The following is a 25,608-nucleotide window of genomic DNA, read 5'->3' on the forward strand; positions in this document are numbered from 1 at the left end:
GAAGCACGGAACCCTCGGTGCTGACAAGAGAAACGGCCTCGCCCCGCACAAGGGACGAGGCCACCTCACTCGCGACCTGGCTCATTCAGCGGGGACAGCCGCCACACTCGACTGCCCGAAGTGCTGCCGGTTCAGCCGCAGCACAAGGACGATCATCGCCGCCTGCGCGACCAGCGCTACAGCCGTCAGGCCCCAATAGGCGATGCCGAACTTCGCGATCAGGCCGGTCGCGACAAGACCCTTGTTGATCCAGAACTGGAGAAGGACCGAGAAGGCGACGCCCGGACAGACCAGCGCATAGGACCCCGCCGAGGTCTCGGCGCCGAAGACGAAGCGCTGCCAGTAGCCGACCCTGGCCAGGACGAGGAGGCCGAACATCGCAAAGAGGACTTGCAGCGACACCATGCGGCTGAGGAAAACGAGCGTCTCGGCCGGACCGCTGTGGCCGTCGAAGTGAACGTGAAGCCCGTGCCACTGGCGCAGGAGAAGGATCGAGGCCACCGTAACGAGCGGAAGCACGATCAGGAGGGTGGGCGCGGCCTCGACCGAGACGCCATTCTCCATCATCGACCTGACCCCGAGAACCATCGCCACGGCGCCGATCACTATGGCGGCGACGAGGAAGAACCCCGAGAGGATGACGCTGATCCCCGCAACTGTGGCCGAGCCGCTCATGGACCCCGGAGCGGCGAGGCCGACGCCGACCATCGCCAAAGTGAAGGCAGGCAGCAGCTGCGCGAACGAGTTGTTGGCCGCGCAGTCGAAACCGCCGGACGACAGGGCCCGTCCGAGGAACGCGCCGAGTTGTCGGAACGCCATGGCGCCGATCAGCACGAAGGCCGCAAGGGCGAAGGGAAATAGAAGTTCGACAACGCCCCACAGACCTGGAACAAAGACTAGGCCCACGATGAACGCCACATTGACAGCCATGGCGAGCGCCAGCGGCAGAGCCATCATTTGTGTACCTGCGTTCGATGCCGCGTGCGCCCGACCAGCTTCGGAGGCGCGGAAGGCACCGACCCTGCGGAGGTTGAAGGCGAGAAGCGCGAACGTTCGCCAGGCGAACCATGCCACACCCAGAAGAGCGATAGCGATGGAAGCCTGAAGAGCGGGTTGACCACTTGCGAAGGCGGCCGAGATATCCTCGAACACGGGCACAGGTCTGTCTGGGTGCGGCACCCAGAACATCAGGTACATGAAGAACGTCACCACAAGGCCCCCTGCCCCGACAGAGGACAGGAAGTACAGTGGCGACCAGCGAGTGACGGCGGGTGAAGTCGAAAGGGCCATGAGAGCCTCCTGCATCATATTCTGTAATGCGAATATGATGCGCGAACCGAGCCCGCATTGACGTATATCAAGTCTTGAATGCGAAACCCCGGCCGCGGGGGCCGGGGTTCTCAGGTCCTCGTATGAGGCCAAGGCTCAGATGACGCAGACGTCCAGCGGCGGGAAGCCGTTGAAGCCGACCGACGAATAGCTCGAGGTGTAGGCGCCGCAGTTGCGGATCACGACGCGGTCCCCGGCGGTGAGGCCCACGGGCAGCGACACCATCTTCTTCTCGTAAAGCACATCGGCGCTGTCGCAGGACGGACCCGCGAGGATGCAGGGGCCCATCGCCTCGTGGTCGCGGGGCGTGGCGAACTGATAGCGGATTGCCTCGTCCATCGTCTCGGCCAGACCCGAGAACTTGCCGATGTCGAGATAGACCCAGCGGTGCAGCTCGTTTGCCGACTTGCGGCTCACCAGCAGAACCTCGGCGGCGATCACGCCCGCGTCCGCGACCATGCCACGGCCGGGCTCGGCCATCACAAGCACGTCGCCGAAGCGGGCGCGCACCTGGCGCATGACGCCGGCCGCATAGGCGGTCGCAGGCTCGATGACTTCGCCGTAGAACGCCGGGAAGCCGCCGCCGATGTTCAGGAGGCGCAGCTTATGACCCGCCTCATGCGCGGCAGCCCAGACCGCCAGGACCTGATCCAGAACCGGGCCCCACATTTCCGACCGGCGGGTCTGCGAACCGACATGAAACGAGAAACCGGCCGGGTCGAGGCCAAGCTCTTTCGCGCGGTCGAGAAGCGCCAGCGCCATCTCGCCGTGGCAGCCGAACTTGCGGCTGAGCGGCCAGTCGGCCTGGCTGTTCTCGACGATCAGGCGGATGTAGACGCCCGCGCCGGGTGCGTTCTCGGCAATCTTCTGCAGCTCTTCCTCGGCGTCGGCCGCGAAGAGGGTCACACCCGCCTCGTAGGCGAAGGCGATGTCCGACGGACGCTTCACGGTGTTGCCGAAGCTGATCGTCTCGGCCCGGGCACCCTGGCTGAGGCAAAGCTCGATTTCGCCGCGCGAGGCGGCATCGAAGTGCGAGCCAACCTGAACCAGACGCTCGATGATCTCGCGCGCCGGGTTCGCCTTGACGGCATAGTGGATGTGCGCGTCGCCCAGACCTGCCTGGAGAGCGTCGAAGTTGTGCTCGACCCGATCGACGTCCAGCACGAGCGTCGGCCTGTCGAAGGCGTGGACGCGGGCATAAACTTCGGCACGGGAAGGCGACAGGTCATCGCGGGCGGGAAGCCCAACGTCATGCATCGTCATGTTCATCTCCAAAAGACCCGGCCAAGATATGACCGCTCAGTTCCAAGGGAGACGTTACCGTCGCTGCGTAAACGCGGGCGTTTGACGATGCCGGCCAGAGGCGCGTGCGTTGGCGTCTTGAGCGGGTGATATGGGGCTTGTGCCCGAGTCGTGCAAGAGGAAATTCGCACGGATTTTCACAGGCTTCGTCGTCGGCGGTTTTGTGCGCTTTTCGCATCACCCCGCACCCTGCTACCAAGGGCCATGACCCTGATCCTGTTCAACAAGCCCTGGGGCGTGCTCAGCCAGTTCACCGACGCGAAATCGCCCTCGCCCCGCCCGACGCTGTCGACGTTCGGCCTGCCTGCGGGCGTGTATCCCGCCGGGCGCCTCGACCGCGATTCCGAAGGGCTGCTTATGCTCACCGACGACGGGCGCCTTCAGGCACGGATCGCGTCGCCGACTGCCCGGACAGAGAAGACCTACCTCGTCCAGATCGAAGGCGATCCGCTGGACGCCGATCTCGATCCGCTGCGCAGGGGCGTGATGCTGAAGGACGGACCGACACGGGCGGCGCGCGTCCGTCTCATCGACCCGCCGGATCTGTGGCTGCGGGACCCGCCCGTGAGGGTCCGGCTATCAGTGCCTGACCGATGGATCGAGGTCACCCTCACCGAGGGCCGGAACCGCCAGGTCCGGCGCATGACGGCCGCCGTCGGGCTTCCCACGCTGCGCCTCGTGAGGTGGCGGATCGGCGACTGGACGCTGGACGGACTGGCCCCCGGAGAGTGGCGCGAGATCTGATCCGCCGACGCCTTCCGACCCCACTTGCAATTCCTCGAAACGCGCGCACATTCACGACGCGCGGACCGCCCCGCGTCGGACCGGACGGTCCGGGTAAACAACGTCCGGCCGGCGGCCCGGCGCCTTCGGAGGATTGGCGCATGATGCTTGTGCGCTGCTACCTCGCCCCGTCCTCGATCGAGGGTCTGGGCGTCTTCTGCCACGACGACATCAAGGCCGGACAGAACGTCTGGGCCCACGAGGATACGCTCGACCAGCGCATCCCCGCCGACAAGGTTTCGACGCTGCCCGAGCACGTGCGCGAGTTCGTCGACCGCTACGCCTATCCTGACTGGAACAACCCCGGCTACGTCATCCTCGAGACCGACGAGGGCCGGTTCATGAACCACGCCGACGAGCCGAACCTCGATTTTTCGGACGGGACCCACGGCTATGCCGTCAGGGATATCCCCGCCGGAACCGAACTGACCTGCCACTACTCGACCTTCACCGAAGGCCCGATCGTCATGCAACCGCCGCGCCACCGCGTTTCGGCTCACGCCTGACAGGATCACCGCCCGGGTCCCGCGAGGAACCCGGGCGGCCTCAGCCGGCGTAGGCGGTGCAGTTTGCATCCAGACCCGGCGCCAGCCAGCCGCCAGCTTTCACGGACAGATCGCTGTTGAAGACGGTGACGTACTGCCACCCCTCCTCTTCCCAATGCGCGAAGCGAACGACGTCCGCGGTGGCGATCGCGCCCAAGGCCTCGGCCGCGTCCGAGCGTCCGGCGCGGAGCGGCGTCTCGGGTCCGTTCCAGCCGAGGCAAAGCGAATCCGTCAAGTCCCGCACGGGCAGGTCGACAAGCCGTTGCCGCACGGCCAGATCGTCGAGGTCGAGCGCAGGCCGCGAGGTGTCGACCTGACATGTCTCCTCGGCCTCGCGAGCCATCAGGCGCTCGACGAGACCGGCGTCGCGCCGGGACACGGCCGCGGTCTTGCCGGTGCAGCCCTCATTGCCGAACACGGACTGGCCCAGGGTGGAGCCAAAGCAGTATCCCCCCCGGTCCATGACCAGGTTTCGCGTGAACCAGAGGTCATCGCAGACCGCATCCGCGCGGGCGGCGAATGGAAACAGGACCAACAGGAAGAAGAGAATGAATCGCATTGTCGTGAATTAACCATCGGCAGAGGTTCGATCAATGCGGCTTTCCGCCTCTCGCGGCATCGTCAATTTTCGTGTGCGGAAACAGTTCTTGCACCCTTTCCGGGGCCTCCCGCCCTGTGCCCAAGGCAGGAGCACCCTACATCATCAAGCATCGGCCGCCCGAGCGTGTCAGGCGGTCAACCGTCTGCGCGTCAACATGAATCGATCCGGTCATGCAGTCGACACACCATCGCAACCCCCGCACCGCACAGGTCGCCGCCATGGCGCTCCTGGCCCCTGCGTTGGTCTGGTTTGCGGCCGCGACCGTGCCAGGACTTCAGGCCGCCTATTCCTATTGGTTCGACGAACTTTACAGCGTTGTCATCAGCCGCGACGATCTGGGCAGCGCCCTTCGCCTGACGTTCGAGGACGTCCACCCTCCGCTCTATCAGGTCATCCTCTGGGCGTGGATGTCGCTCTTCGGCAGCGGCGAAAGCGCGACCCGCGCGCTGTCGGTGGTGGCCATGCTTGCGGGTCTCGGTGTCCTTCTGAGCCTACGCAGGCACCTCGGGCTGACGACGACGCTGGTGCTCTCGGCCTTCGTCCTTCTTAGCCCTCAGACCGTGTATTACGCGCAGGAGACGCGCAGCTACGCGCTTTTGCTGTTCCTCGGCTGTCTCTGCCTTCGCGCCCTCGTGACCCGTGACCGGCGTCTGCTTTACGTCTCGGCCCTGCTTCTGGGCCTGACGCACTATTTTGGCGCCATCCTCGGCACCCTGGCGCTGACCTATCTTGTGCTGACGCGCCCGACGCCTCGTACCTTCCTTGCCGCGCTGGCTGTCTTCTGCCTGATCGCGGCCTGGCCTGCGGCTCAGCTTGCGGCCGGATCCACGGCCGACCTTCTCGGCGGCAACTTCTGGATCCGTACTGGGTCCAGGCACGCCGTCGAACTGGGAATCGCCGCCGCCTGGCCGGGTCTGGACCTGCTCATGGGGAAGGTCTCGGGCGCGCTCGGACTTGCGGGCGAGACCGCGGAGACCGTGGCGGCCCTCGGGGTAGTGGCCGTGGTCACCATGCTTGGTCTTGCCGTTGTCCTTTTCGCGCGCCGGGATGCGAAACTTCTGATGCTGGCGGGCGGGACCGTCGGCGCGCTTGTCTTCGTGGTCGGCGCCCTCAGCCTGCACACGCCGCTCGCGACGTCGCGCAACTTCATCGAACTCGTGCCGTTCGGTGCTCTGGCGCTCGCTATCCCGCTGGCGCGGGCATTACGGGGACCGGTGTGGGCGTCCGTCCCGGCGATGGCCTTCTGCGCCCTCTACGCCACCGTCTCGATCTCGCACAGCGCCACTCAGATGGCGGTGCGCAAGAACCCCTCGCATCCCTACCAAGCCCTGCTCGCCCATGCGGAGGCCGCGGCCGAGGCCGGTGACGTGCCCCTTTTCCTCTATGACGTGAAGGCGCCGGTCTTTCGCGACATCATGGCTTTCTACCTGTCCGAGCCGGACCAGGCCGAAGCCATGAAGTATGCGGAGGGCGAGGCGGACCTGCCGCCCGATTTCATCCTGCTGTTTCTGAACGAAAGCTGCGAGAGGCTCGGAGAGGACCTCGAACGGCTGTCGAAATCCTACCAGTCGACCGAAATCGACGGGACGTTCTCACAGGGCTGCTACTACACTTCGGGCGCCCTGCGGCTCTCCCGGTCCTGACGGACGTCGGGCGCCCGCATGGGGCGCCCGAAGTCCAGACCGTCTCAGTCGATCTTCGGCATCAGGTTGTCCAGGCTGGCCTTGGCGTCGCCATAGAACATCCGCGTGTTCTCTTTGTAGAACAGCGGGTTTTCGATGCCCGAATACCCCGTGCCCTGGCCGCGCTTCGACACGAAGACCTGCTTGGCTTTCCAGACCTCGAGCACCGGCATCCCGGCGATCGGCGAGTTCGGGTCGTCCTGCGCCGCCGGGTTCACGATGTCGTTCGAGCCAATGACGATGACGACGTCGGTCTTGGGGAAGTCGTCGTTGATCTCGTCCATTTCGAGCACGATGTCGTAGGGCACCTTCGCCTCGGCCAGAAGCACGTTCATGTGCCCCGGAAGACGTCCCGCGACGGGATGGATGGCGAAGCGGACCTCCTTGCCCTGCGCGCGAAGCTTGCGCGTCAGCTCGCTGACCGACTGCTGCGCCTGCGCCACCGCCATGCCGTAGCCCGGCACGATGATGACGGAGTCCGCCTCGTTCAGCGCCGCCGCGACGCCATCGGCGTCGATGGCGATCTGTTCGCCCTCGATGTCCTGCGCCGGGCCCTGCGTGCCGCCGAATCCGCCAAGGATCACGCTCACGAAGTGCCGGTTCATCGCCTTGCACATGATGTAGGACAGGATCGCGCCCGATGAGCCGACCAAGGCGCCGGTCACGATCAGGAGGTCGTTGCCAAGCGTGAAGCCGATGGCCGCCGCCGCCCAGCCAGAATAGCTGTTCAGCATCGAGACGACGACCGGCATGTCCGCGCCGCCGATCCCCATGATCAGGTGCCAGCCGATGAAGCCCGCGATCAGCGCCACCAGAACCATCGTCCAGATGCCCGCGCCGTTGAAGTACAGAAGCCCCAGGATCAGGCAGAGCGCCAGCGAGATCGCGTTCAGCCAGTGACCCGAAATGAAGGGCACCGGGCTTTCATCCGACGGCAGCATCAGCTTCTTGGGCTTGCCATCGATCTTGCCCGCGAGTTTTCCGAAAGCGACAATCGAGCCGGTGAAGGTCACGGCCCCGATGAAGATGCCGAGGAACACCTCGACCTTCAGGATTGCGACCTCGGTCGGGTCCTTGTGCCACAGCGTCTCGCCGAAGGCCGTCAGGTCGGCGGCGAACATGTTGACGCCCTGCGCCTTCATCTCGTTCACCGCACTCAGCATGATGTCGGCGTTGAGCCCGATGAACACCGCCGCGAGACCGACGAAAGAGTGCAGCGCCGCGACGAGTTGCGGCATCTCGGTCATCTGGACGCGACCGGCCACGTACTGGCCGGCGAAGGCGCCCGCCGCGATGGCCACGACGATCAGCCAGAGGTTCTGGACGCCCGGCGCAAGCACTGTGGCCAGCACCGCGACGGCCATGCCGGCGATGCCGTACCAGACCGCGCGCTTGGCGCTTTCCTGGTTCGACAGCCCGCCGAGTGACAGGATGAACAGGACGGATGCCGCGATGTAGGCGGCAGAGACGAGTCCGTTGGACAGCATGACTACCTCCTCCTCACGACTTCTGGAACATGGCGAGCATCCGGCGCGTGACCTGGAACCCGCCGACGATGTTGATGGAAGCGATCAGCACTCCCACGAAGCTCAGAAGCACCACCAGCAAACTCGACGCCCCGATCTGAAGCAGCGCGCCGACGACGATGATGCCCGAAATCGCGTTGGTCACCGCCATCAGCGGCGTGTGAAGCGCGTGGCTGACGTTCCAGATCACCTGGAAGCCCACGAAGCAGGCCAGCGCGAAGACGATGAAGTGCGACATGAAGCTCTCGGGAGCGTAGGCCCCGATCATCAGCATGACCGCAGCGCCGACGACGAGCAGGGTCACCTGCCGCTTCGTTGCGTCGGCGAAGTCGGCCTTCTCCTTCGCGCGCCGTTCCTCGACGGTCAACTCCTTCGGTTTGTCCTTCTTCGGCTGCGCCGCGATGGCCGGCACCTTCGGAGGCGGGGGCGGCCAGGTGATGTCGCCGCCATGCGTGACGGTGGCCCCCCGGATCACGTCGTCCTCCATGTTGTGGACCACCTGCCCGTCCTTGGCCGGCGTGAGGTCCGTCATCATGTGGCGCACGTTGGTGGAGTAGAGCAGCGACGACTGCGTCGCCATGCGTGACGGGAAATCGGTGTAGCCGACGATGGTCACGCCGTTGTCGGTGACGATCTTCTGGTCCTTGACGGTCAGCTCGCAGTTGCCGCCGCGTTCGGCTGCGAGGTCGACGATGACCGAGCCCGGTTTCATCGCCTCGACCATGTCCTGCGTCCAGAGCACGGGCGCGTCGCGACCGGGGATCAGCGCCGTCGTGATGACGATGTCCACCTCGGGGGCTAGCTCTCGAAACTTCTCGAGCTGCTTCTCGCGGAACTCGGGCGACGACGGTGCGGCATAGCCACCCGTGGCGGCGCCGTCCTGGGATGTCTCCTCGAAGTCGAGATAGACGAATTGCGCGCCCATGCTCTCGATCTGCTCGGCCACTTCGGGACGCACGTCGAAGGCATAGGTGATCGCGCCGAGCGAGGTCGCCGTGCCGATGGCGGCAAGACCCGCGACGCCCGCGCCGATGACCAGCACCTTGGCAGGAGGCACCTTGCCCGCCGCCGTGATCTGGCCGGTGAAGAAGCGTCCGAAGTTGTTTCCCGCTTCGATCACCGCACGGTAGCCGGCGATGTTCGCCATGGACGACAGCGCGTCCATCTTCTGCGCGCGACTGATGCGGGGCACCATGTCCATCGCGATGACGTTGGCGCCCTGCGCCTTTGCCGTTTCCATGAGAGCGCCGTTCTGCGCCGGCCAGAAGAACGAGATGAGGGTCTGCCCCTCCTTCAGCTTCTTCGCCTCCGCCTCGGAGGGCGGCTGGACCTTGGCGACGATATCGGCCTCTTTCCAGAGGTTCGCGCCGGTCACGACCTTGACGCCCGCCTCCTGGTAGGCCGCGTCCGTGAAGCCCGCCTTCTCGCCCGCGCCCTTTTCGATCAGGCATTCGTAGCCAAGCTTCTGAAGGTCCCTGGCGCTTTGGGGCGTCATCGCCACGCGCGCCTCTCCCGCCGCCGATTCCTTCGGCGCTCCGATTCTCATGGGTCGCATCCCCCCGTTAGGTGGCCGTCCGGTACGACGCCCGCCCGACCTGTCTAAAGGCGGCCCCACGCTTTGCCAAGCTCTTGGAACTGCGCCTTTTGGCGCAGGTATACCAGTATACCGCGGCATTCCGGAGAGAGCCGTCTGGCACATGCGGAGCGACACCGCTACGACTTGGCCCATGACCGATTTCGCCGCCACGCGCCGCCTGTTCGACCTGCCGGAAGGCGTGATCTACATGGACGGCAATTCTCTGGGGCCGCTGCCGCGCGCCGCCGTGCGCCGCCTCGACCGCGCCGCGCGCGAGGAATGGGGCGGGATGCTCATCACCGCCTGGAATCGCGCGGGGTGGATGGACATGCCACGCCGGCTCGGCGACCGCATCGCCCGGTTGATCGGTGCCCCGGAGGGGTCGGTGGTGGTCGGCGACACGCTGTCGATCCGGCTTTGGCAGGCGCTTGCCTCCGCTCTCGACCTGAACCCCGGCCGGCGGGTGATCCTGAGCGATTCCGGCAACTTCCCGTCTGACCTTTACATGGCCCAAGGCCTGATCCGCACGCTCGGACGCGGGCACGATCTGCGCGTGGTCGCCCCGGACGAGGTGGAAAGCGCCATCGACGACAGCGTGGCGGTCCTGATGCTGACCGAGGTCGATTATCGGACCGGACGGCTGCACGACATGGCCGCCCTGAGCGCGCAGGCGAAGGCCGCAGGGGCGCTGACCGTCTGGGATCTCGCGCATTCCGCCGGGGCCATTCCGGTCGATGTGACGGGCGCCGGGGCGGATTTCGCCGTCGGCTGCACCTATAAGTATCTCAACGGAGGTCCGGGCGCCCCGGCCTTCATCCATGTCGCGCCGCGCCACCTTCCGAACGTCACCCCTGCCCTCGCGGGCTGGCTCGGCCACCGCGCACCCTTCGACTTCGACCCGGACTATCGGCCAGCGGACGGCATCGACCGGATGCGCGTCGGTACGCCGCCGGTCCTGCAGATGGCCGCGCTCGACGCCGCGCTGGATGTCTGGGAGGGGGTCGACATGGCCGACCTTCGGCAGAGATCGATGGAATTGTCCGAACGGTTCGTCTCGGCCGTCCTCGCAGGCTGCCCCGACCTTGCCCTCGCTTCGCCCGAGGACCCGACAGCGCGCGGCAGCCAGGTGTCGTTCCGACATCCCCAAGGGTACGCGGTCATGCAGGCCCTGATCGAAGCCGGGGTCGTCGGAGATTTCCGGGCACCTGATCTCCTGCGGTTCGGGATCACGCCGCTCTACCTCTCCGAAGGCGATATCGACCGGGCCGCAGAAAAACTTGCCGAGATCATAGGCTCGGGGAGCTGGAACGACCCTCGATTTCATCGCCGGGCTGCGGTGACGTGATCCTCGGGCGCTTCCACTACATCTAGAGGGAGAATTCTCCTTTTTCCATATGTCTTGCGACATACGACAAGCTGTAGCAGGGTCAGCTTCAACGATTCCTTTTCGCCCTGCTGCCAGCTCGAGCTTGAAGGAAGTCTACAAGAAACTGGGGGCAAGCGGCATTACGGCCGCCGGGAGTTTTCTGCCATGCCTGTCGGCTATCGCGTCAATTTGGGCGGCAATACGCTTGATCCCGGCGATTCCGTCGGGACCACACCGATCACCTTCACTGCGGCTGAGACCATCGGTACCGGGAACTGGTCTTACACGTATTTCAACGGCTTTTTCAATGTGAACGCGAATGGCGGTGGCACGTACTACCTTGCCACCGATGGATACGTCTACTTCGACCCCAGTGCCTCGAACGCCGACAGCCGAACCATCGTCTCGGCCCAGACCACGGCGACGCCCGCCTATACCGGACCCATCTACGGCACCACCGGCAACGACGCGGCGCTGACGGGAACCATCGGCGACGATACGATCTATGGCGGCACCCTGCCCAACCCGACGACTGGCACAGGCGACGACACCGTCTCGGGCGGTGCCGGTGACGACACGATCTTCGGAGGCGATGGCGGCGATTCCATCTCGGGCGGGACCGGGTCGGACAGCATTTCGGGCGGTTCCGGAAGCGACACGCTGAACGGCGGCGGCGGGGTCGCAAGTTCACTTCGTGCCGAGAAATCCTTGAACTGGAGCCAGCAGGGCGGCGACGAAACCGGGCTCGAGGCTGGGTTCACCCAGGACACCGGCACGATTTCCGTGACCTTCACCTATTCCGACGATGGCGCCGGAGATTCCGGGCAGGTCGAAACCGGGTCGGTGCAGTACGTCGCAGGGGGCGAACCCTTCGCGACCAACTCCTCGCTGGAACTGCGCGGCACGGGAAATGGCGCCACGTCGACCGCCACGCTGGAATTCTCGAGCAACGATCCAGACGTTTCGGACGAGGTCGCCAACGTCAGGTTCCGCATCAACGACGTCGACACCGGCGGCTGGCAGGACCAGATCGTGGTGCTGGCCTACGACGCCGACGGCAACGCCGTGCCGGTCACGCTGAGCGCCGCCGGCAACGACACCGTATCCGGGAGTACCATCATCGCGGGCCCCGGCGGCGACAGCTCGAACGAGCCGGACGGATCGGTCCTCGTGCAGATCGCCGGCCCCGTCGCGCGGATCGAGATCGTCTACTCGAACCTCACCGCAAGCAGCCAGATCGTGTTCGTCACCGACGTCCACTTTCAGCCGGTCGAGATCGACGGGGCCGACACGCTGGACGGCGGGGCGGGCAACGACGTGATCGTCCTCGGCGGCGGCGACATCGGACAGGGGGGCGACGGCAACGACACCTTCACCATCGACGCGGCCGCGCTGACGGGGGCGGCCATAACCGTGGCCGGCGGCGAGAGCGCGGAATCCGGTGCGGGCGACACACTCGACCTTACCGGCGTCCTCCAGAAGGGGTCGATCGTCTATTCCAACCTCGACGACGGCGCGGGCGGCCTTTCCGGCACGGCGACGCTGATCGACGGTTCCGTCCTCACCTTCTCGGAAATCGAGACGATCATCTGTTTCACGGCGGGCACCATGATCCGCACGCCGCGCGGCGAGCGGCAGATCGAGACGCTCAAGCCCGGCGACATGGTCACGACGCTGGACCGCGGTGAGCAACCTCTGCGCTGGATCGGGCGCCGCACCGTTCCCGCGACGGGGGTTCTTGCGCCGATCCGCTTCGCCACCGGAAGCTATGGCAACCACCGCGACCTTCTGGTGTCGCCGCAGCACAGGATGCTGTGCCGGGGCTATGCGGCGCAGCTTCTGTTCGGCGAAACCGAGGTGCTGGCCCCCGCGAAATCCCTCGTCGACGATTTCCAGGTGACGATCGACTACGGCGGGATGGTGACCTATGTCCACATGCTGTTCGACCGGCACGAGATCGTCATCGCCAACGGCGCCCCGTCCGAAAGCTTCTATCCGGGGAGGTGCGGACTCGATAGCCTGTCCGATCCGTCGCGGGATGAGTTGTTCAGGCTGTTCCCAACCCTTCGGTCGGACGCCGGGTCCTATGGACCGGCAAGCCGCACCTGCGTGAAGGGTTCGGAGGCGCGCGCTCTCGCAATGGTCTGAGCCGCGGCGCGGGCCGCGTCAGGCGCTCTTCAGCCTCGCTGGACGGTCGCCCTTGGCCCAGGACCGCGCCGCGTCGCCGAACGCTTCGAACAGGGGCTTCGACACGGGATCCTGGTCGGCCTTGTATTCCGGGTGCCACTGCACGCCGAGCGCGAAGCCAGGCGCGCCCTCGACATAGATCGCCTCGGGCGTGCCGTCGGGGGCGTGGCCGTCGATCACGATGCGCTCGCCCTTTGCCTTGATCCCCTGCCCGTGCAGCGTGTTGGTCATCACCTTCGGCTTGCCGAACAGACGATGGAAGACGCCGCCTTCGGTCAACGTCACCTCGTGCCGAAGCTCGAACTTCTGCTCGATGGTGCCGTCGGGCGGCATACGGTGGTTCATGCGCCCTGGAAGCTCGCGGATTTCGGGATAAAGCGAGCCGCCCATGGCGACGTTCAGCTCCTGAAAGCCGCGACAGATGGCCAGGATCGGCTGTCCCTCGGCCACGCACTCGCGGATCAGGCGCAGCGCCAGCCTGTCCCGTGAGCGGTCGAAGGTGCCATGCGCGGGCGTCTCGTCCTCGCCGTATTCCTCGGGGTGGACGTTGGCGCGGCCGCCGGTGAAGACGAAGCCGTCGCAGGCCCGGCGGAGTTCGGCCAGATCGACAAGGTCGGGGCAGCTTGGCACGATAAGGGGCAGCGCCCCGGCGACGTGTCGAACCGCCCAGCTGTTCATCTGACCGCCGACATGCACGGGGTACTGATCGTTCATGAGGTACGAGTTACCGATGATACCGACGACCGCCATGTGGACCTTATCCTTTCCGAGCCCTTGACCCCAGTCTTGCCGAATCGTGGAGGAACGGCAATCCAATCGCACGGATGAGTGAAGAAACGCCTGAAATCGTGGCGTTTCCGCCTGCCTCACCCCTGCTTGAGCTCAAGGCGGCGGCGGTGCAGGATCGGTTCGGTATAGCCCGAAGGCTGGTCGATCCCTTCGAAGACGAGGTCCGAGGCCGCCTGGAACGCCACCCCGTCGAAGCCGGGGGCCATCGGACGGTAAGCTGGATCGTTCGCGTTCTGAGCGTCGACCTTGGCGGCCATGCGCTTCAGCGCGTCGCGTACCTCGTCTTCACTCACCACCCCGTGACGCAGCCAGTTCGCGAGCGCTTGCGAAGAAATCCGACAGGTCGCGCGATCCTCCATCAGCCCCACATCGTGGATGTCGGGCACCTTCGAGCAGCCGACACCCTGGTCGATCCAGCGCACGACGTATCCAAGGATGCCTTGCGCGTTGTTCTCGACCTCGGCGCGGATCTCGTCCTCGGACCACCGTGCATTCCCGGCGAGCGGGATCGTCAGGAGGTCGTCGAGCGAGCCGCGCGGGCCTTGCGCGGCGAGCTCGCGCTGGCGGTCGAAGACGTCGGTTTCATGGTAATGCGTCGCGTGCAGGGTCGCGGCCGTGGGCGACGGAACCCACGCCGTATTCGCGCCTGCCTGGGGATGCGCCCCCTTCTCGGCTAGCATGTCGGCCATGCGGTCCGGCATCGCCCACATCCCCTTGCCGATCTGAGCGCGGCCCGACAGCCCGCAGGCAAGTCCGATGTCGACGTTTCGATCCTCATAGGACTTGATCCAGGCAGACCCCTTCATCTCACCTTTGCGGATCATCGGTCCGGCCTCCATCGAGGTGCGGATCTCGTCGCCGGTGCGGTCGAGGAAGCCTGTGTTGATGAAGGCCACGCGGTCCTTCGCGGCCCGGATGCACTCCTTGAGGTTAACGCTCGTCCGCCGTTCCTCGTCCATGATGCCCAGCTTCACGGTGTTGGCCGGCAGACCGAGCAAGGCCTCGACCCGGTCGAAAACCCGACAGGAGAACGCCGTCTCCTCGGGCCCGTGCAGCTTTGGCTTCACAACGTAAACCGAACCTTCGAGGCTGTTCTTAAGGAGATCGGAGACAGGTTTTTCCAGGTCGTGCATGGCGATCAGCACCGTGACCGCCGCGTCCATCAGGCCCTCGTGAATCTCGTCTCCGGATTCGAGAAGGATCGCGGGGTTCGTCATCAGAAGCCCGACGTTCCGCACCAGCATGAGCGCACGCCGCCTGACCCGCACTTCTCCGGCGTCCGATGCGAAGGCATCGTCGGGGACGAGGGCGCGGGTGAAGGTCCGGCCGCCCTTCGTCACCACCTCGGTCAGGTCACCCTTCATCAGGCCCAGCCAGTTCCGATAGGCCACGATCTTGTCCTCGGCGTCCACACAGGCGACGGAGTCCTCGAGGTCCATGATGGCCGTCACCGCGGCCTCGAGCTTGACGTCGGCAAGGCCGAGGAGGTCGGAGGCAGCGATCTCGGTTCCTGTGCTGAAATCAAGAATGATCCCCAGTCCGTTGTGGCGGAACAGAAATTCGCTTCCCTTCCGGCCAAGGAACAGGCTTTCGTCCTCCAACTTCGGAAATGGCCGACCGCCGTGGGCGTCGGCCTTTGCCGCCAGCGCCCAAGACCCCTTCGCCAGCGGAAGGGCCTGATCCAGAAACGCCTTGGCCCAGGCGACGACGCGACCGCCGCGCAGCGCGTCGTATCCGCCACCTGACGGGGTGTCGCCCAACGCATCGGTGCCGTAAAGCGCGTCGTACAGCGATCCCCATCGCGCATTGGCCGCGTTCAGCGCATACCGCGCGTTTGTCACCGGCACGACGAGTTGCGGTCCGGGAATCGACGCGATCTCGGCGTCCGTTCGCTCGGTGCCGATCGAGAAGTCAGGTCCTTCGGGCACGAGGTAGCCCATGCCCTCCAGCATTGCGCGATAGGCTGCCATGTCGGAAACAGGCCCGGGATTGTCGCGGTGCCACGCATCGAGCTTGCCTTGAAGCGCCGCCCTCTTGTCCAGAAGTGCGCGGTTCTCGCCGGCCATGTCATGCGCGATACGGCTCAACCCGCCCCAGAACGTCTGAGGGTCGATATCGGTGCCCGGAAGCGCCTCCTCCTCGACGAATGCGGCAAGGTCCGCCGCAACCTGAAGCCTGTGCCGTTCAACTCGCGCCATGCCTGCCTCTCCTGTTTTTCAGTTTCGAAGGTCGAAGCTAGGCCTCGAATGCGAAAAGGAAAAGGGGCGTTGCCGCCCCTTCGAACCATTGTTTTCCGGTTGGTCTGACGTCAGTTTCCGGTCACGGCGGGAAGGCCATCAGCGACCGGTTCAGTCTCTTCGACAACGACGCCGGGCGCCACCTGCTCGGTGTCGGTCACGACGCTGTCCTCTCCGGGAGTGTTGCCGTCAGCAGCCTCCCAGGAAAGCCAGATGAACAGTGCAACGGCGGCGAAACCTACAGCCAGCGCCATGCCCACGAGAGGGGTGCGGTGGCGCCGGGCCTGGCGATCGACATTGGTATCGGGTGCGGACATGGAAAGCGCTCCTCTCAATTTGCGGGAATCGGGATTTGGGGACTCAACGCCTGCCGAGGCGCTTCGTTCCGTGAAGACACTTAGGGTGCGGCCTAAGTTTTCGCTTGCGGCTACCCCACCCCGGAGATAACAGTTAGGCAACGCCCTAACTATCGTGCTCGTCATGGACCTTTCGCCCGTACGCCTCGACGCCCTCTTTCAGGCCTTGGGAGATCCGACCCGGCGCGCCCTGATCCACAGGCTGGCGGCGGGTCCGGCGACGGTGTCTGACCTCGCCCGCCCCTTCGACATGACGCTGCCTTCCTTCCTCCTCCACATCCGGAAGCTGGAAGCCTCGGGCCTCGTCTTGACCTCGAAAGACGGTCGCACGCGCACCGTCACCCTCGTCCCCGGCGCCTTCACCCCCGTCCGCACCTGGCTCGACGACCAGCGCGACCTGTGGGAGGCCCGCCTCGACCGCCTCGAGACATTCGTCACCGACACACCGAAAGGACCCCGGACATGAACGTCCAGACCCCCGCCGCGCAACGCACCATGAGGATCGAGCGCGTGATCGACGCGCCCGTCGACCGCATCTGGGCCGCCTGGACCAACGCGGACAGCCTGCCCCAGTGGTGGGGACCGGACGGATTTTCGTGCCGGACCGACCGCATCGACCTGCGGGAAGGCGGAGAATGGGTCTTCGACATGATCGGTCCCGACGGCACCGTCTATCCGAACTGGCACCTGTACACGCGGATGACCCCGAACGAGCGCATCGAGTACACGCTCCACTGGGGGAAGGACGGCCCCAAGCACGCCGACAGCGTCGTGACCTTCGAGGACCAGGGCGGGCGCACGCACGTTCTGATGGAGATGACCTTCGTCACGCAGGAGGAGCACGACAATGCCAAGGGCTTCGGGGCGGTCGAGCTTGGGCTCCAGACCCTGGGCAAGCTGGCCCGCGCGGTCGGAGCCGACCGAGCGGCTTGAGGCCACCCCCGGCCCGTCCTAGGCTCCGGCGCGAACAACGCCGGAGCTTCCCTTGAAAGACGCCACCCCCCAGACCGTCCGCAGCGACCCTGTCCGCCTCGCCCAGTACGAGGCGCCGAACTGGCTGGTCGAGGACGTCCATCTGACCTTTCGCCTGCACCCCACGGCCACCCGCGTCACGTCCCGCATCCGCTTTCGCCCGAACCCCGACAGCGCGGACCGCGGCTTTCGGCTGGACGGCGAGGATCTGAAGCTCCTGTCAGCCAGCATCGACGGTCGCGCGGTCGAGCCGCGCATCGACGCGGAAGGCCTGAGCGTCGACGCGCCGAACGACGCCTTCATCTGGGAGTGCGAGGTCGAGATCGACCCGAAGGCCAACACGCGGCTCGAGGGGCTTTACATGTCGAAGGGCATGTACTGCACGCAGTGCGAGGCCGAGGGGTTTCGCCGGATCACCTTCTACCCCGACCGCCCTGACGTCATGGCTCCCTTCACTGTGCGGATCGAGAGCGATCAGCCCGTGATGCTGTCGAACGGCAATCCGACCGCCTCGGGCGATGGCTGGGCCGAATGGCACGACCCCTGGCCCAAGCCTGCCTACCTCTTCGCCCTCGTCGCCGGAGAGTTGCGCGCGACATCGACGACGCACCGCACCTCCGAAGGCCGCGACGCCACGCTGAACGTCTGGGTCCGGCCCGGCGACGAGGATCGCACCGGCTATGCCCTCGATGCCCTGAAACGGTCGATGGAATGGGACGAGCGGGTCTATGGCCGCGCCTACGACCTCGAGGTCTTCAACCTCGTGGCCGTCGACGACTTCAACATGGGCGCGATGGAGAACAAGGGGCTGAACATCTTCAACTCCAAGTACGTCCTTGCCTCGCCCGAAACCGCGACCGACCGCGACTACGAACTGATCGAGGGGATCGTCGCGCACGAGTATTTCCACAACTGGACCGGCAACCGCATCACCTGCCGCGACTGGTTTCAGCTCTGCCTCAAGGAAGGGCTGACCGTCTTCCGCGACAAGCAGTTCTCGGGCGACGTGCGGGGACACGCGGTCAAGCGGATCGATGACGTCCTGATGCTGCGCGCCCGCCAGTTCCGCGAGGATGCGGGGCCGCTGGCGCATCCGGTACGGCCCGAGGAATACGTCGAGATCAACAACTTCTACACTGCCACGGTCTACGAGAAGGGCGCCGAGGTCATCGGGATGCTGCGCACCCTTGCCGGGCCAGAGGCCTACGACCGGGCGCTGACGCTCTACTTCGACCGCCACGACGGTGACGCGGCGACCATCGAGGATTTCTTCGCCTGCTTCCAGGAAGTGACAGGCAATGCGCTGACCGGATTCGAGCGGTGGTGGAGCCAGGCCGGCACGCCGCGCGTCACCGCCGTCACGCACTGGTCCGGCGATGTCCTGACGCTGACGCTGCGCCAGTCGACACCCGCGACGCCCGGTCAGCCGCAGAAGGGGCCAGTGTGGATCCCGCTCGCCACTGGCGTGCTGTCGCCTGACGGCAAGGAAGTCGCACCCACGCAGGTTCTGACCCTCAAAACCTCGGAAGCCACATTCAGGCTGGAGGGCGGGATCTGGCGGCCCTCCGACGGACCGGCTGCCGACCCCCTCCCCGCCAGCGTCGAGCCAGCGCCGATCCTTTCGCTCAATCGGGGCTTTTCGGCCCCGGTGATCCTCGATCGCAAGGTGACTGACGCGGAACGGCTGATCCTTCTTGCCCACGACACCGACCCCTTCAACCGGTGGGAGGCCGGACGACAGGTTGCGAAGGAACAGCTTCTGCGCGCCCTCGACGGTGGAGCCCTCGACCCGGCGTGGTTCGACGCGCTTGGCCGCCTCGTTTCCGACGACAGCCTCGAGCCCGCGTTCCGGGCGCTCGCGCTTGGGCTGCCATCCGAGGACGACATCGCGCAATCCCTGCACGACGCGGGGCGGACGCCCGATCCCGCCCGGATCCACGCCATTCGCGAGGACGTGCTGCAAGGCCTCGCCGAAGCGCAGGCGCCGCTTTTTCGGGCGCTCGTCGACGCACTGGTCACCCACGGCCCCTACAGCCCGGACGCCGAGGCGGCAGGACGGCGGGCGCTCCGGCTTCGCGCGCTCGACATGCTGTCACGTCTCGACGGCGGAGACGCAGCCGCAGAGGTCTTCGCCACCGCCGACAACATGACCGAAAGCCTGTCCGCGCTTGCCATCCTGATCCGACGCGGAACGGGCGAGGCGGAAAGCGGGACCTTCTTCACCCGGTGGTACGATGACCCGAACACGCTCGACAAATGGTTCTCGACCGTGATCGGGAACGCGGCCCCGGACGAGGCTGTGGCCGTCGCGCGCAGGCTGACCGCCCTGCCCGAGTTCGATCCGAAGACGCCGAACCGGTTCCGCTCGGCCGTGGGCGCCCTGTCGGCCAACACGGCCGCCTTTCACCATGCGTCTGGCGAGGGGTACCGCTTCCTCGCCGACTGGCTGATCGTGCTCGACCCGATCAACCCGCAGACCGCCGCACGGATGACCACCGCCTTCGAGACATGGAGGCGCTATGACGGAGACCGACAAGGCATGATGACCGACCAGCTTCGCCGGATCCTCGCGACGGGCCCCAGCCGCGACGTGACCGAAATCGCCACGCGCCTTCTTGGAGACGCCGCATGACCCGCGCCGTCCTCGTCACGGGCGCCTCGGGCGGGATCGGTGCGGCGACCGCGCGTCTTGCGGCGCGCGACGGCTGGGATGTCGGGATCGGCTGGAACAGCGACCATGAGGGAGCGGAACGCACGAAGGCCGAAGTGGAAGCCCTTGGTCGAAAAGCCGTTCTTCTTCAGGGCGACCTGTCGGACCCGGAGGCCATCGCGCGCGTCTTCGGGGCGTGCGACGCGGCGTTTCCGCGCCTCGACGCGCTCGTGAACAACGCCGGCGTGGTCGACAGGCCGATACGGGTCGATCAGGTGGACCTGGCGCGCCTGCGCCGGATGTTCGACATCAACACCATCGGCCCGATCCTCTGCTCGCGAGAGGCGGTCCTGCGGATGAGCACGCGCCACGGCGGAGCGGGCGGCGTGATCGTCAACGTCTCGTCCGTCGCGGCGCGTATTGGCTCGGCGAACGAGTATGTCGACTACGCCGCCGCGAAGGCCGCTATCGACACCTTCTCGAAGGGCCTTGCCGACGAAGTCGCGCGCGAGGGCATTCGGGTCGTGGCGCTTCGCCCCGGTCTCACCGACACCGCGATCCATGGCAAGGGCGGCCAGCCCGGGCGGGCCGAGCGTCTGGCCGACCGCGTGCCCATGGGCCGGGTTGGCACGCCCGAGGACATCGCCGAGGGCATCGTATGGCTGATCTCGGACGCGGCGCGCTATGTCACCGGCACGACGCTCGATATTTCAGGCGGCCGCTAGGGCCTACTTTCGGAAAATGCGCCGGATTTCCTCGATGGCCTCGCGCTGCTTCTCGGTCAGGGGATCGGCGGACACCGCCTTCAGCATCTCAAGAAGCGGGCCCATGTCGCCCTTCGTCAGCTTGCAGAGCTGGCGCGAGGCGCGGGTGATGGCGGGTTCGGGACCGTTGCACTGGGTCATCAGCCAGCGTCCGAGGATCATCAGTTCCTCGGCCTCGGGCAATCCGACCTCGAGCTCGCTCTGGATCGACCGCACAAGCGCCTGACGCCGCTCCTCAGTCGGAAGGCCGTGGAGTTCCATGAAGGCGGTGGCGACGGTCACGGCGGCGGTGTTCGGGTCCTCGATAGCCTCGACCGGGTGCTGCGCCTTGTTGCGGCGGAAACCCAGCCGGCGCGCGGCAGCCCGGACGTCGTCTGCCACGCCCATGAGTTCGTGGGTCATCTCGGCGGCGTTCCGGGCGCGGTTCACGAAGATATAGACCCCGGCCAAAAGGGCGAGAACGGCGGCGATGATGTGCATGGACTGCCTCTCGTCAGGCGGCGCGCGACATGACGGCGTCGCGCAGCGGCGCTGTGGCGTAGTCGTCCTCGTCCGTCACGATGTCGGCACTACCCGAGACAAGCGCCTGAACCTCGGCCAGAGGCAGGGACCACAGGCGGGGATAGATGACCTCGAGCTGGCTCTGGACGATCATGCAGAACATGTCGCGCATCGCGAGCGAGCCCTCGCCGCTGTTCATCTCGACGGCAAGGACGTTGGCGGCCTGATTGACCTCGGCCTGGCTCGCCGACATCGACGCGAGGTCGAGAACGGCCGAGGCGAAGAGGTCGTCGTCCATCATGGACCGCGCGCCGTCGCGACGGGACAGAAGCGGCAGGAAGAAAAGGGCGTAACCGCCGAAGCCGAGCGACCCTTCGGTGCGGGCAAGCGCCTTGTCCGCCTCGGCCATGATGGACGCGTCGTCCACCAGCATATCGTCGGCGAGGAAGTCGGCATGACGTTCGTAGATCAGCGGGTTCGACGGATCGAGGTCGATCCAGTCCTCGAAGAGCTGCTGAAGCCGGTGTGCGCCGCCCGGTGACCCGAGGGCCTGGAGATAATGCGCCTCGGCCAGAAGGGGTGACATGTAGGCCAGCGGGTCGAAGTCCGAGAGGATTTCGCCTGCCTGCACGAAGTGCTTCGCCATACGGCGCCAGAGGTCGCGGTGAAGCTCCTCGGGCCAGGTTTCGGCGCGGCAGGCTTCTCCGATCATAAGGTGCGCGCGTGCGGCCAGAAGGGCCAGCACGTGGCAGTCGGCCGACCTTCGGTGAGTGTCGAGGAAGTGGCCAAGCTCGTCTTCAGCCGCTTTGAGGTCTGCAAGAGCGGTCCGCGGCATCTCGTCGATGAGGCCTTTCAGGCCGGACAGCGCAGTCTTTACACCGACGTCGTGAAACCTCAGACCGCCCGGGGTGGATTCCAGCGTCCGCTCCCATTCCGCGATCTGATCGCCGAGTTGCGTCCACTCGTCGGACATCATCAGGTCGGCCGTCAGCCGTGCGACGCCCCGCCTTTCAAGCAGGTCCGGATCGTTCTCTTCAACGGGATAGCGCCCATTCAGAGCCCGGCTTTCGGCGGCGGCGGCGCGTTCCAGCCTGCCCTCACGGAGAATCGCGCGCGTCCGGGCGCGCGACCGCAGGACCGACCACACCGCGACCGCGGCGGCGACCAAAGCTGCCAGGGCCAGCAGCATCTGGACGGAAAACGCTTGCAAGGACGGCATGGGCCTCTCCGATTGGTATCGGGACCCTGACCAGCCAATTCGTCAACTTTATGGCGATTGTTGGAGGAAATGCGCCTAATTGCTGGCCCTTAGACGGACCTGACCCAGAGAGGACGCCGCGAATTCTGGATCAGGGACACCGTGGGAGCGTGACGCCCACCAAGCGCCAGCGTGGCAGTCTTCAAGACCTCGATCGCCTCTTCTGACTTCTCCGGCAAAGCCGAGGGGCTGATGGGTTCGCCGAAGGTCAGCCGGTAGGGCTGGCGATCCTTGTTCAGCGTCTCGTGGAACAGCGTGATGTCCCTGAGCGTGGGATGGATCAGGTCGAAGAGGTAGAACAACGCGGAATTGCGCGCCCTTATGTTCAGGGGGATCACGGGCAGATCGTACTTGCGCGCGATCATGGCGGCCGAGGGCATCCAGGGTCGTTCGTGCAGCTTCAGACCGCGGCGCTTCGCAAGACGGCCCGACGGGAAGATAACTCCCAGGCGCCCAGCCTCGAACGCTCTCCGGGTGTATTCCATCGTCTCGCGCGTTCGGGCGCGGGTGCGCTTTTCCAGCCTCCATTCGACAGGCGCGATCATGCTTTCGAATTGCGGAAGGATCCGCAGGATGTCCGAGTTGGCATAGACGAACATGTCAGGCCGGATCGAGTGAAGCGCATGGAACAGCATGACGCCGTCCGCGATCCCCGTCGGGTGGTTCGCGACGATGATCGCGCCGCCCTGGCGCGGAACGTTCTCGAGCCCCTTCACCGTGACGTCTTTCGCCAGAAGCGATGCCACATGCGTCATGATCCGCTCGGTCGGCCAGTCCTGCACGACCTCGCCCACGGCGACGGTGCGGTCGTAGCCCAGAACGGACATCAGCGCCCGTCGTGCCAGCCGTCCGTGGACGGTGTCGCGATAGAGCCAGGGCGCGCGCTCTTCGATCAGGGGGTTCAGTCGATTTTTCATGGCAGGCTTAGATCCGACAGGTGCAACACTTCCGTGACGGGAACGACGACGAAACGGTCGGGTGGGGACACAGGTGTCCTCGCACTCATCTCGCCAAGGCTTGTGCAACAGCCCATCGCAGCCCCCTGACCCCTATCTAGCACTGCCCTCGCCGCCCGGCGAGATCTTAGCCTGTTCCTCCCGCAAAGTCCCGTGAAAACAGGCGGTTCGCCGCCAACTTGTCGCGGGACGGCGTCAGGGTCTTTCCTTTGGGCGCACCTCGGCCAGTGACCTGCAATAGGTCTGAGACCGCGTGTAGCGCTGCATGTCCGAGCGCATCCAGTCCGTGCGGATCGGGCCCCAGTCGGCGGCGACGCCTTTCCAGCGGCTCGCTTCGACCGCGATGGCGCGGTCGCGGGGAACGGTCACCGACATGATGCGGATGGCGCAATTCAGGTTCGACGGACCGTGCTTCAGACCTTCGCCGGACTGGACGCGGCATTTCCGAAACTCGGCCGTCTGCGGATAAATCTGAAGCAGGCCATACCACAGCCCGCCCCCGCCCACGGCGCGCGGATCCCATGTGCTTTCATAGCGTGCGAGCGTCGACAGAAGGGCGGCCCAGAAGGCGGCGCGATCCTCGCGATCGTTCTCGGCATAGGCGGGGCACCAGTCCTCGATGTCCTGCGGGACGACGTCCAGCAACTCCTCGCCATGGGTTTCGACCGCCGAAAGCACGACGCGGGTCCAGAGATCACCGTCGCTGCGGTTCTCCCATCTCGCCCGCGGCAGATCATTGTCCCGCGGCGCCGGCCGGGCCACGTCGGGCACGACAGCGGGCGCTAGGGCAGCCGCCTGCGTCATCGGAGGGGTCATGTAAGGCGAGGGCCGCATCTCGGCCTGCGCCCAGGCACCGCTGGCGCACACCGCGAGCGCGGCGGCGGCTGCGGCGAGGCGTTTCATCCGTGACACCACGGCTGCGACCGGGTCGCGGCCTGGATGTCGGCTCGCTTGGAGGCGGTGCGGAACGGTCCCCAGTCGGCGGCGACGCCGCGCATTCCGGCCGAGATCACGCCATCACGCGGCACGGTCACGGCCATGATGCGGATGCCGCAGGACAGGTTGGCTCCGCCATCCTTCAATGCCCCAGCCGAAGCCGCGCGGCAGCCGTAACCCTGCGCGGTCTGCGGCGAAATCTGGAGAAGGCCAAGCCATGCTCCGCCACCGCCCGCGGCCTCGGGCCGCCAGGTGCTTTCATGCTTGGCGAGGGCCGAAAGGAACGTGACCCAGAAGGCCTTGCGGCCTTCGCGGTCCAGATGCCTGTATTGAGGGCAGTAGGTGTCGATGTCACCCGGCACGGTGTCGACGAGAGAGGTCCCGTATCCATCGAGCGCATCCATCGCCGACTTGGTCCAGGCCCCGGCTTCCGGCCGCCCGTCCCAGAGCGAGCCTGGCAAGGGTGCGATCTGTGCTGCCTCGGGGGCTCGGCCGCATGACGACAAGGCCATTCCGAGAACGACTGCGAAAACTGCGATCCGACGCATGTGCCGACTGTCCCTGACATCGCCCCGGCGGGGAACGAAGCATGGAAAAGCCCCCGGGGCCAAGCCCCGGAGGCCATTGTTTCCAGTGCATAGGCGGGTTTATGCCGCTTCGCGGGCGTGCGTTCCCTCTTCGATCTCTTCGATGATCTTCGCAACGAAGGCGTCGAGGTCGCCGGGGTTACGGCTCGTCACGATGCCGTTGTCGGCGACGACAGCGCTGTCTTCCCATTCGGCCCCGGCGTTGATCATGTCGGTCTTGATCGACTTGTAGGAGGTCATCTTGCGGCCTTCCACGACGCCGATCTCGGCCAGGAGCCACGGCGCGTGGCAAATTGCGGCGACGGTCTTGCCGCCATCATAGAACGACTTGATGAACTCGAGCGCCTCTTCCTCGACGCGCAGAAGGTCGGGGTTCATCTGTCCACCCGGCAGGACGAGGGCATCGTAATCCGAAGCCAGCGCCTGACGGATCGGCTTGTCGACCGCGACGCTGCGGCCCCAGTCTTTCTGGTCCCAGCCCTTGATGTCCTCGCCGTCGGGCGAAATGACATGCACTTCCGCGCCTGCGTCCTTCAGCTTCTGCAGGGGGACTTCCAACTCGGATTGCTCGAACCCGTGGGTGGAAAGAATGGCGATCTTTGCTTCCGAAACCTTCGGCATGGTGGACTCCTTGTGGTGAATTGCGTTGGTTCACCCGGTCAACGGACGTCTCGCGCAGGGGTTCCCCCTTGAAGCGGACCCCCA

23 protein-coding genes are annotated in these 25,608 nt (G+C 65.9%); 9 read left to right on the top strand and 14 right to left on the bottom strand.

The genetic code is table 11. From position 1 onward, the window contains the following. Nucleotides 1-81: 81 nt before the first annotated feature. Both C8D95_RS16115 and C8D95_RS16120 read right to left on the bottom strand, forming a co-directional pair. A complete protein-coding gene (locus tag C8D95_RS16115; protein ID WP_241239824.1) occupies nucleotides 82-1,290 on the bottom strand; it encodes a TsoY family (seleno)protein in 1,209 nt (402 codons plus the stop codon). A 135-nt stretch (nucleotides 1,291-1,425) separates the two neighbouring features. Beyond that, a complete protein-coding gene (locus C8D95_RS16120) occupies nucleotides 1,426-2,592 on the bottom strand; it encodes a type III PLP-dependent enzyme (RefSeq protein WP_109760311.1) in 1,167 nt (388 codons plus the stop codon). 243 nt (nucleotides 2,593-2,835) lie between these two features. Between C8D95_RS16120 and C8D95_RS16125 the strand changes: the two genes are divergently transcribed. Next, nucleotides 2,836-3,375, top strand: a complete 540-nt coding sequence (locus C8D95_RS16125; RefSeq protein ID WP_109760224.1) for a pseudouridine synthase — start codon at nucleotides 2,836-2,838, stop codon at nucleotides 3,373-3,375. A 140-nt stretch (nucleotides 3,376-3,515) separates the two neighbouring features. Further along, nucleotides 3,516-3,920: an SET domain-containing protein gene (locus C8D95_RS16130; RefSeq protein WP_109760225.1), complete on the top strand. Its 405-nt coding sequence runs from the start codon at nucleotides 3,516-3,518 to the stop codon at nucleotides 3,918-3,920. A 40-nt stretch (nucleotides 3,921-3,960) separates the two neighbouring features. On the opposite strand, the gene C8D95_RS16135 is transcribed toward C8D95_RS16130, so the two are convergent. Beyond that, nucleotides 3,961-4,518 carry a DUF4453 domain-containing protein gene (locus tag C8D95_RS16135; RefSeq protein ID WP_109760226.1) on the bottom strand — a complete coding sequence of 186 codons (558 nt, stop codon included), beginning with the start codon at nucleotides 4,516-4,518 and terminating at the stop codon, nucleotides 3,961-3,963. A 212-nt stretch (nucleotides 4,519-4,730) separates the two neighbouring features. Here C8D95_RS16135 and C8D95_RS16140 point away from each other — a divergent pair, with 212 nt between their 5' ends. Continuing rightward, a complete protein-coding gene (locus tag C8D95_RS16140) occupies nucleotides 4,731-6,203 on the top strand; it encodes a glycosyltransferase family 39 protein (RefSeq protein ID WP_109760227.1) in 1,473 nt (490 codons plus the stop codon). Between the two features lie 44 nt (nucleotides 6,204-6,247). On the opposite strand, the gene C8D95_RS16145 is transcribed toward C8D95_RS16140, so the two are convergent. Both C8D95_RS16145 and C8D95_RS16150 read right to left on the bottom strand, forming a co-directional pair. Next, on the bottom strand, nucleotides 6,248-7,726 hold the full coding sequence (locus tag C8D95_RS16145; RefSeq protein WP_109760312.1) for an NAD(P)(+) transhydrogenase (Re/Si-specific) subunit beta: 1,479 nt from the start codon (nucleotides 7,724-7,726) through the stop codon (nucleotides 6,248-6,250). A gap of 16 nt (nucleotides 7,727-7,742) precedes the next feature. Beyond that, nucleotides 7,743-9,314, bottom strand: coding sequence for a Re/Si-specific NAD(P)(+) transhydrogenase subunit alpha (locus C8D95_RS16150; RefSeq protein WP_109760228.1), 1,572 nt, complete (start codon nucleotides 9,312-9,314; stop codon nucleotides 7,743-7,745). A 181-nt stretch (nucleotides 9,315-9,495) separates the two neighbouring features. On the opposite strand from C8D95_RS16150, the gene kynU reads away from it, so the two are divergent. After that, nucleotides 9,496-10,689, top strand: a complete 1,194-nt coding sequence (gene kynU / locus C8D95_RS16155; protein WP_109760229.1) for a kynureninase — start codon at nucleotides 9,496-9,498, stop codon at nucleotides 10,687-10,689. Nucleotides 10,690-10,875: 186 nt separating this feature from the next. Next, complete coding sequence (locus C8D95_RS16160) at nucleotides 10,876-12,858, top strand: Hint domain-containing protein (RefSeq protein ID WP_109760230.1); 1,983 nt, start codon at nucleotides 10,876-10,878, stop codon at nucleotides 12,856-12,858. A gap of 18 nt (nucleotides 12,859-12,876) precedes the next feature. Here the strand turns inward: C8D95_RS16160 and C8D95_RS16165 are convergent, their stop codons facing one another. From C8D95_RS16165 to C8D95_RS16175, 3 genes are all read right to left on the bottom strand, one after another. Continuing rightward, nucleotides 12,877-13,647: a gamma-glutamyl-gamma-aminobutyrate hydrolase family protein gene (locus C8D95_RS16165; protein WP_109760231.1), complete on the bottom strand. Its 771-nt coding sequence runs from the start codon at nucleotides 13,645-13,647 to the stop codon at nucleotides 12,877-12,879. 116 nt (nucleotides 13,648-13,763) lie between these two features. Further along, nucleotides 13,764-15,884 carry a malate synthase G gene (locus C8D95_RS16170; protein WP_109760232.1) on the bottom strand — a complete coding sequence of 707 codons (2,121 nt, stop codon included), beginning with the start codon at nucleotides 15,882-15,884 and terminating at the stop codon, nucleotides 13,764-13,766. Nucleotides 15,885-15,994: 110 nt separating this feature from the next. Further along, nucleotides 15,995-16,240, bottom strand: a complete 246-nt coding sequence (locus C8D95_RS16175; RefSeq protein WP_109760233.1) for a hypothetical protein — start codon at nucleotides 16,238-16,240, stop codon at nucleotides 15,995-15,997. Between the two features lie 163 nt (nucleotides 16,241-16,403). Between C8D95_RS16175 and C8D95_RS16180 the strand changes: the two genes are divergently transcribed. The 4 genes from C8D95_RS16180 to C8D95_RS16195 are packed head-to-tail and all read left to right on the top strand — an operon-like array spanning nucleotide 16,404 to nucleotide 20,626. Next, the gene (locus C8D95_RS16180) at nucleotides 16,404-16,745 is read left to right on the top strand and encodes an ArsR/SmtB family transcription factor (protein WP_109760313.1); all 342 of its coding nucleotides are present in this window, start codon (nucleotides 16,404-16,406) and stop codon (nucleotides 16,743-16,745) included. Continuing rightward, complete coding sequence (locus C8D95_RS16185) at nucleotides 16,742-17,212, top strand: SRPBCC family protein (RefSeq protein WP_109760234.1); 471 nt, start codon at nucleotides 16,742-16,744, stop codon at nucleotides 17,210-17,212. The genes C8D95_RS16180 and C8D95_RS16185 overlap by 4 nt, the downstream gene beginning before the upstream one ends. A gap of 52 nt (nucleotides 17,213-17,264) precedes the next feature. Then, nucleotides 17,265-19,883 (top strand): aminopeptidase N, encoded by a 2,619-nt coding sequence (pepN, locus tag C8D95_RS16190; protein WP_109760235.1) that lies wholly within the window; start codon nucleotides 17,265-17,267, stop codon nucleotides 19,881-19,883. Further along, nucleotides 19,880-20,626, top strand: coding sequence for an SDR family oxidoreductase (locus C8D95_RS16195; protein ID WP_109760236.1), 747 nt, complete (start codon nucleotides 19,880-19,882; stop codon nucleotides 20,624-20,626). The genes pepN and C8D95_RS16195 overlap by 4 nt, the downstream gene beginning before the upstream one ends. A gap of 3 nt (nucleotides 20,627-20,629) precedes the next feature. Here C8D95_RS16195 and C8D95_RS16200 read toward each other — a convergent pair whose 3' ends face one another. The 6 genes from C8D95_RS16200 to C8D95_RS16225 all read right to left on the bottom strand — a co-directional run bounded on the left by C8D95_RS16200 (nucleotide 20,630) and on the right by C8D95_RS16225 (nucleotide 25,524). After that, nucleotides 20,630-21,145 (bottom strand): hypothetical protein, encoded by a 516-nt coding sequence (locus C8D95_RS16200; RefSeq protein WP_109760237.1) that lies wholly within the window; start codon nucleotides 21,143-21,145, stop codon nucleotides 20,630-20,632. 13 nt (nucleotides 21,146-21,158) lie between these two features. After that, nucleotides 21,159-22,385 carry a hypothetical protein gene (locus tag C8D95_RS16205; RefSeq protein WP_109760238.1) on the bottom strand — a complete coding sequence of 409 codons (1,227 nt, stop codon included), beginning with the start codon at nucleotides 22,383-22,385 and terminating at the stop codon, nucleotides 21,159-21,161. A gap of 89 nt (nucleotides 22,386-22,474) precedes the next feature. Further along, nucleotides 22,475-23,341 carry a 1-acyl-sn-glycerol-3-phosphate acyltransferase gene (locus C8D95_RS16210; protein ID WP_109760239.1) on the bottom strand — a complete coding sequence of 289 codons (867 nt, stop codon included), beginning with the start codon at nucleotides 23,339-23,341 and terminating at the stop codon, nucleotides 22,475-22,477. 234 nt (nucleotides 23,342-23,575) lie between these two features. After that, nucleotides 23,576-24,283 (bottom strand): transglycosylase SLT domain-containing protein, encoded by a 708-nt coding sequence (locus tag C8D95_RS16215; protein WP_241239823.1) that lies wholly within the window; start codon nucleotides 24,281-24,283, stop codon nucleotides 23,576-23,578. Then, nucleotides 24,280-24,855 (bottom strand): transglycosylase SLT domain-containing protein, encoded by a 576-nt coding sequence (locus C8D95_RS16220; RefSeq protein ID WP_164721786.1) that lies wholly within the window; start codon nucleotides 24,853-24,855, stop codon nucleotides 24,280-24,282. Before C8D95_RS16220 ends, C8D95_RS16215 begins: the two co-directional genes overlap by 4 nt. A 108-nt stretch (nucleotides 24,856-24,963) precedes the next feature. Beyond that, the gene (locus C8D95_RS16225; protein WP_109760241.1) at nucleotides 24,964-25,524 is read right to left on the bottom strand and encodes a type 1 glutamine amidotransferase domain-containing protein; all 561 of its coding nucleotides are present in this window, start codon (nucleotides 25,522-25,524) and stop codon (nucleotides 24,964-24,966) included. Nucleotides 25,525-25,608 lie beyond the last annotated feature (84 nt).

It is taken from the genome of Silicimonas algicola (genome assembly GCF_003148765.1).
GTDB classification, from domain to species: Bacteria; Pseudomonadota; Alphaproteobacteria; order Rhodobacterales; family Rhodobacteraceae; genus Silicimonas; species Silicimonas algicola.

Coding starts and splice junctions, on each gene's coding strand:
- C8D95_RS16205 (WP_109760238.1), bottom strand. CDS start 22,385: ATGCCGTCCTTGCAAGCGTTTTCCGTCCAGATGCTGCTGGCCCTGGCA.
- C8D95_RS16150 (WP_109760228.1), bottom strand. CDS start 9,314: ATGAGAATCGGAGCGCCGAAGGAATCGGCGGCGGGAGAGGCGCGCGTG.
- C8D95_RS16170 (WP_109760232.1), bottom strand. CDS start 15,884: ATGGCGCGAGTTGAACGGCACAGGCTTCAGGTTGCGGCGGACCTTGCC.
- C8D95_RS16140 (WP_109760227.1), top strand. CDS start 4,731: ATGCAGTCGACACACCATCGCAACCCCCGCACCGCACAGGTCGCCGCC.
- kynU (WP_109760229.1), top strand. CDS start 9,496: ATGACCGATTTCGCCGCCACGCGCCGCCTGTTCGACCTGCCGGAAGGC.
- C8D95_RS16210 (WP_109760239.1), bottom strand. CDS start 23,341: ATGAAAAATCGACTGAACCCCCTGATCGAAGAGCGCGCGCCCTGGCTC.
- C8D95_RS16225 (WP_109760241.1), bottom strand. CDS start 25,524: ATGCCGAAGGTTTCGGAAGCAAAGATCGCCATTCTTTCCACCCACGGG.
- C8D95_RS16165 (WP_109760231.1), bottom strand. CDS start 13,647: ATGGCGGTCGTCGGTATCATCGGTAACTCGTACCTCATGAACGATCAG.
- C8D95_RS16215 (WP_241239823.1), bottom strand. CDS start 24,283: ATGAAACGCCTCGCCGCAGCCGCCGCCGCGCTCGCGGTGTGCGCCAGC.
- C8D95_RS16115 (WP_241239824.1), bottom strand. CDS start 1,290: ATGGCCCTTTCGACTTCACCCGCCGTCACTCGCTGGTCGCCACTGTAC.
- C8D95_RS16125 (WP_109760224.1), top strand. CDS start 2,836: ATGACCCTGATCCTGTTCAACAAGCCCTGGGGCGTGCTCAGCCAGTTC.
- C8D95_RS16175 (WP_109760233.1), bottom strand. CDS start 16,240: ATGTCCGCACCCGATACCAATGTCGATCGCCAGGCCCGGCGCCACCGC.
- C8D95_RS16130 (WP_109760225.1), top strand. CDS start 3,516: ATGATGCTTGTGCGCTGCTACCTCGCCCCGTCCTCGATCGAGGGTCTG.
- C8D95_RS16135 (WP_109760226.1), bottom strand. CDS start 4,518: ATGCGATTCATTCTCTTCTTCCTGTTGGTCCTGTTTCCATTCGCCGCC.
- C8D95_RS16195 (WP_109760236.1), top strand. CDS start 19,880: ATGACCCGCGCCGTCCTCGTCACGGGCGCCTCGGGCGGGATCGGTGCG.
- C8D95_RS16200 (WP_109760237.1), bottom strand. CDS start 21,145: ATGCACATCATCGCCGCCGTTCTCGCCCTTTTGGCCGGGGTCTATATC.
- C8D95_RS16120 (WP_109760311.1), bottom strand. CDS start 2,592: ATGACGATGCATGACGTTGGGCTTCCCGCCCGCGATGACCTGTCGCCT.
- C8D95_RS16180 (WP_109760313.1), top strand. CDS start 16,404: ATGGACCTTTCGCCCGTACGCCTCGACGCCCTCTTTCAGGCCTTGGGA.
- C8D95_RS16160 (WP_109760230.1), top strand. CDS start 10,876: ATGCCTGTCGGCTATCGCGTCAATTTGGGCGGCAATACGCTTGATCCC.
- C8D95_RS16185 (WP_109760234.1), top strand. CDS start 16,742: ATGAACGTCCAGACCCCCGCCGCGCAACGCACCATGAGGATCGAGCGC.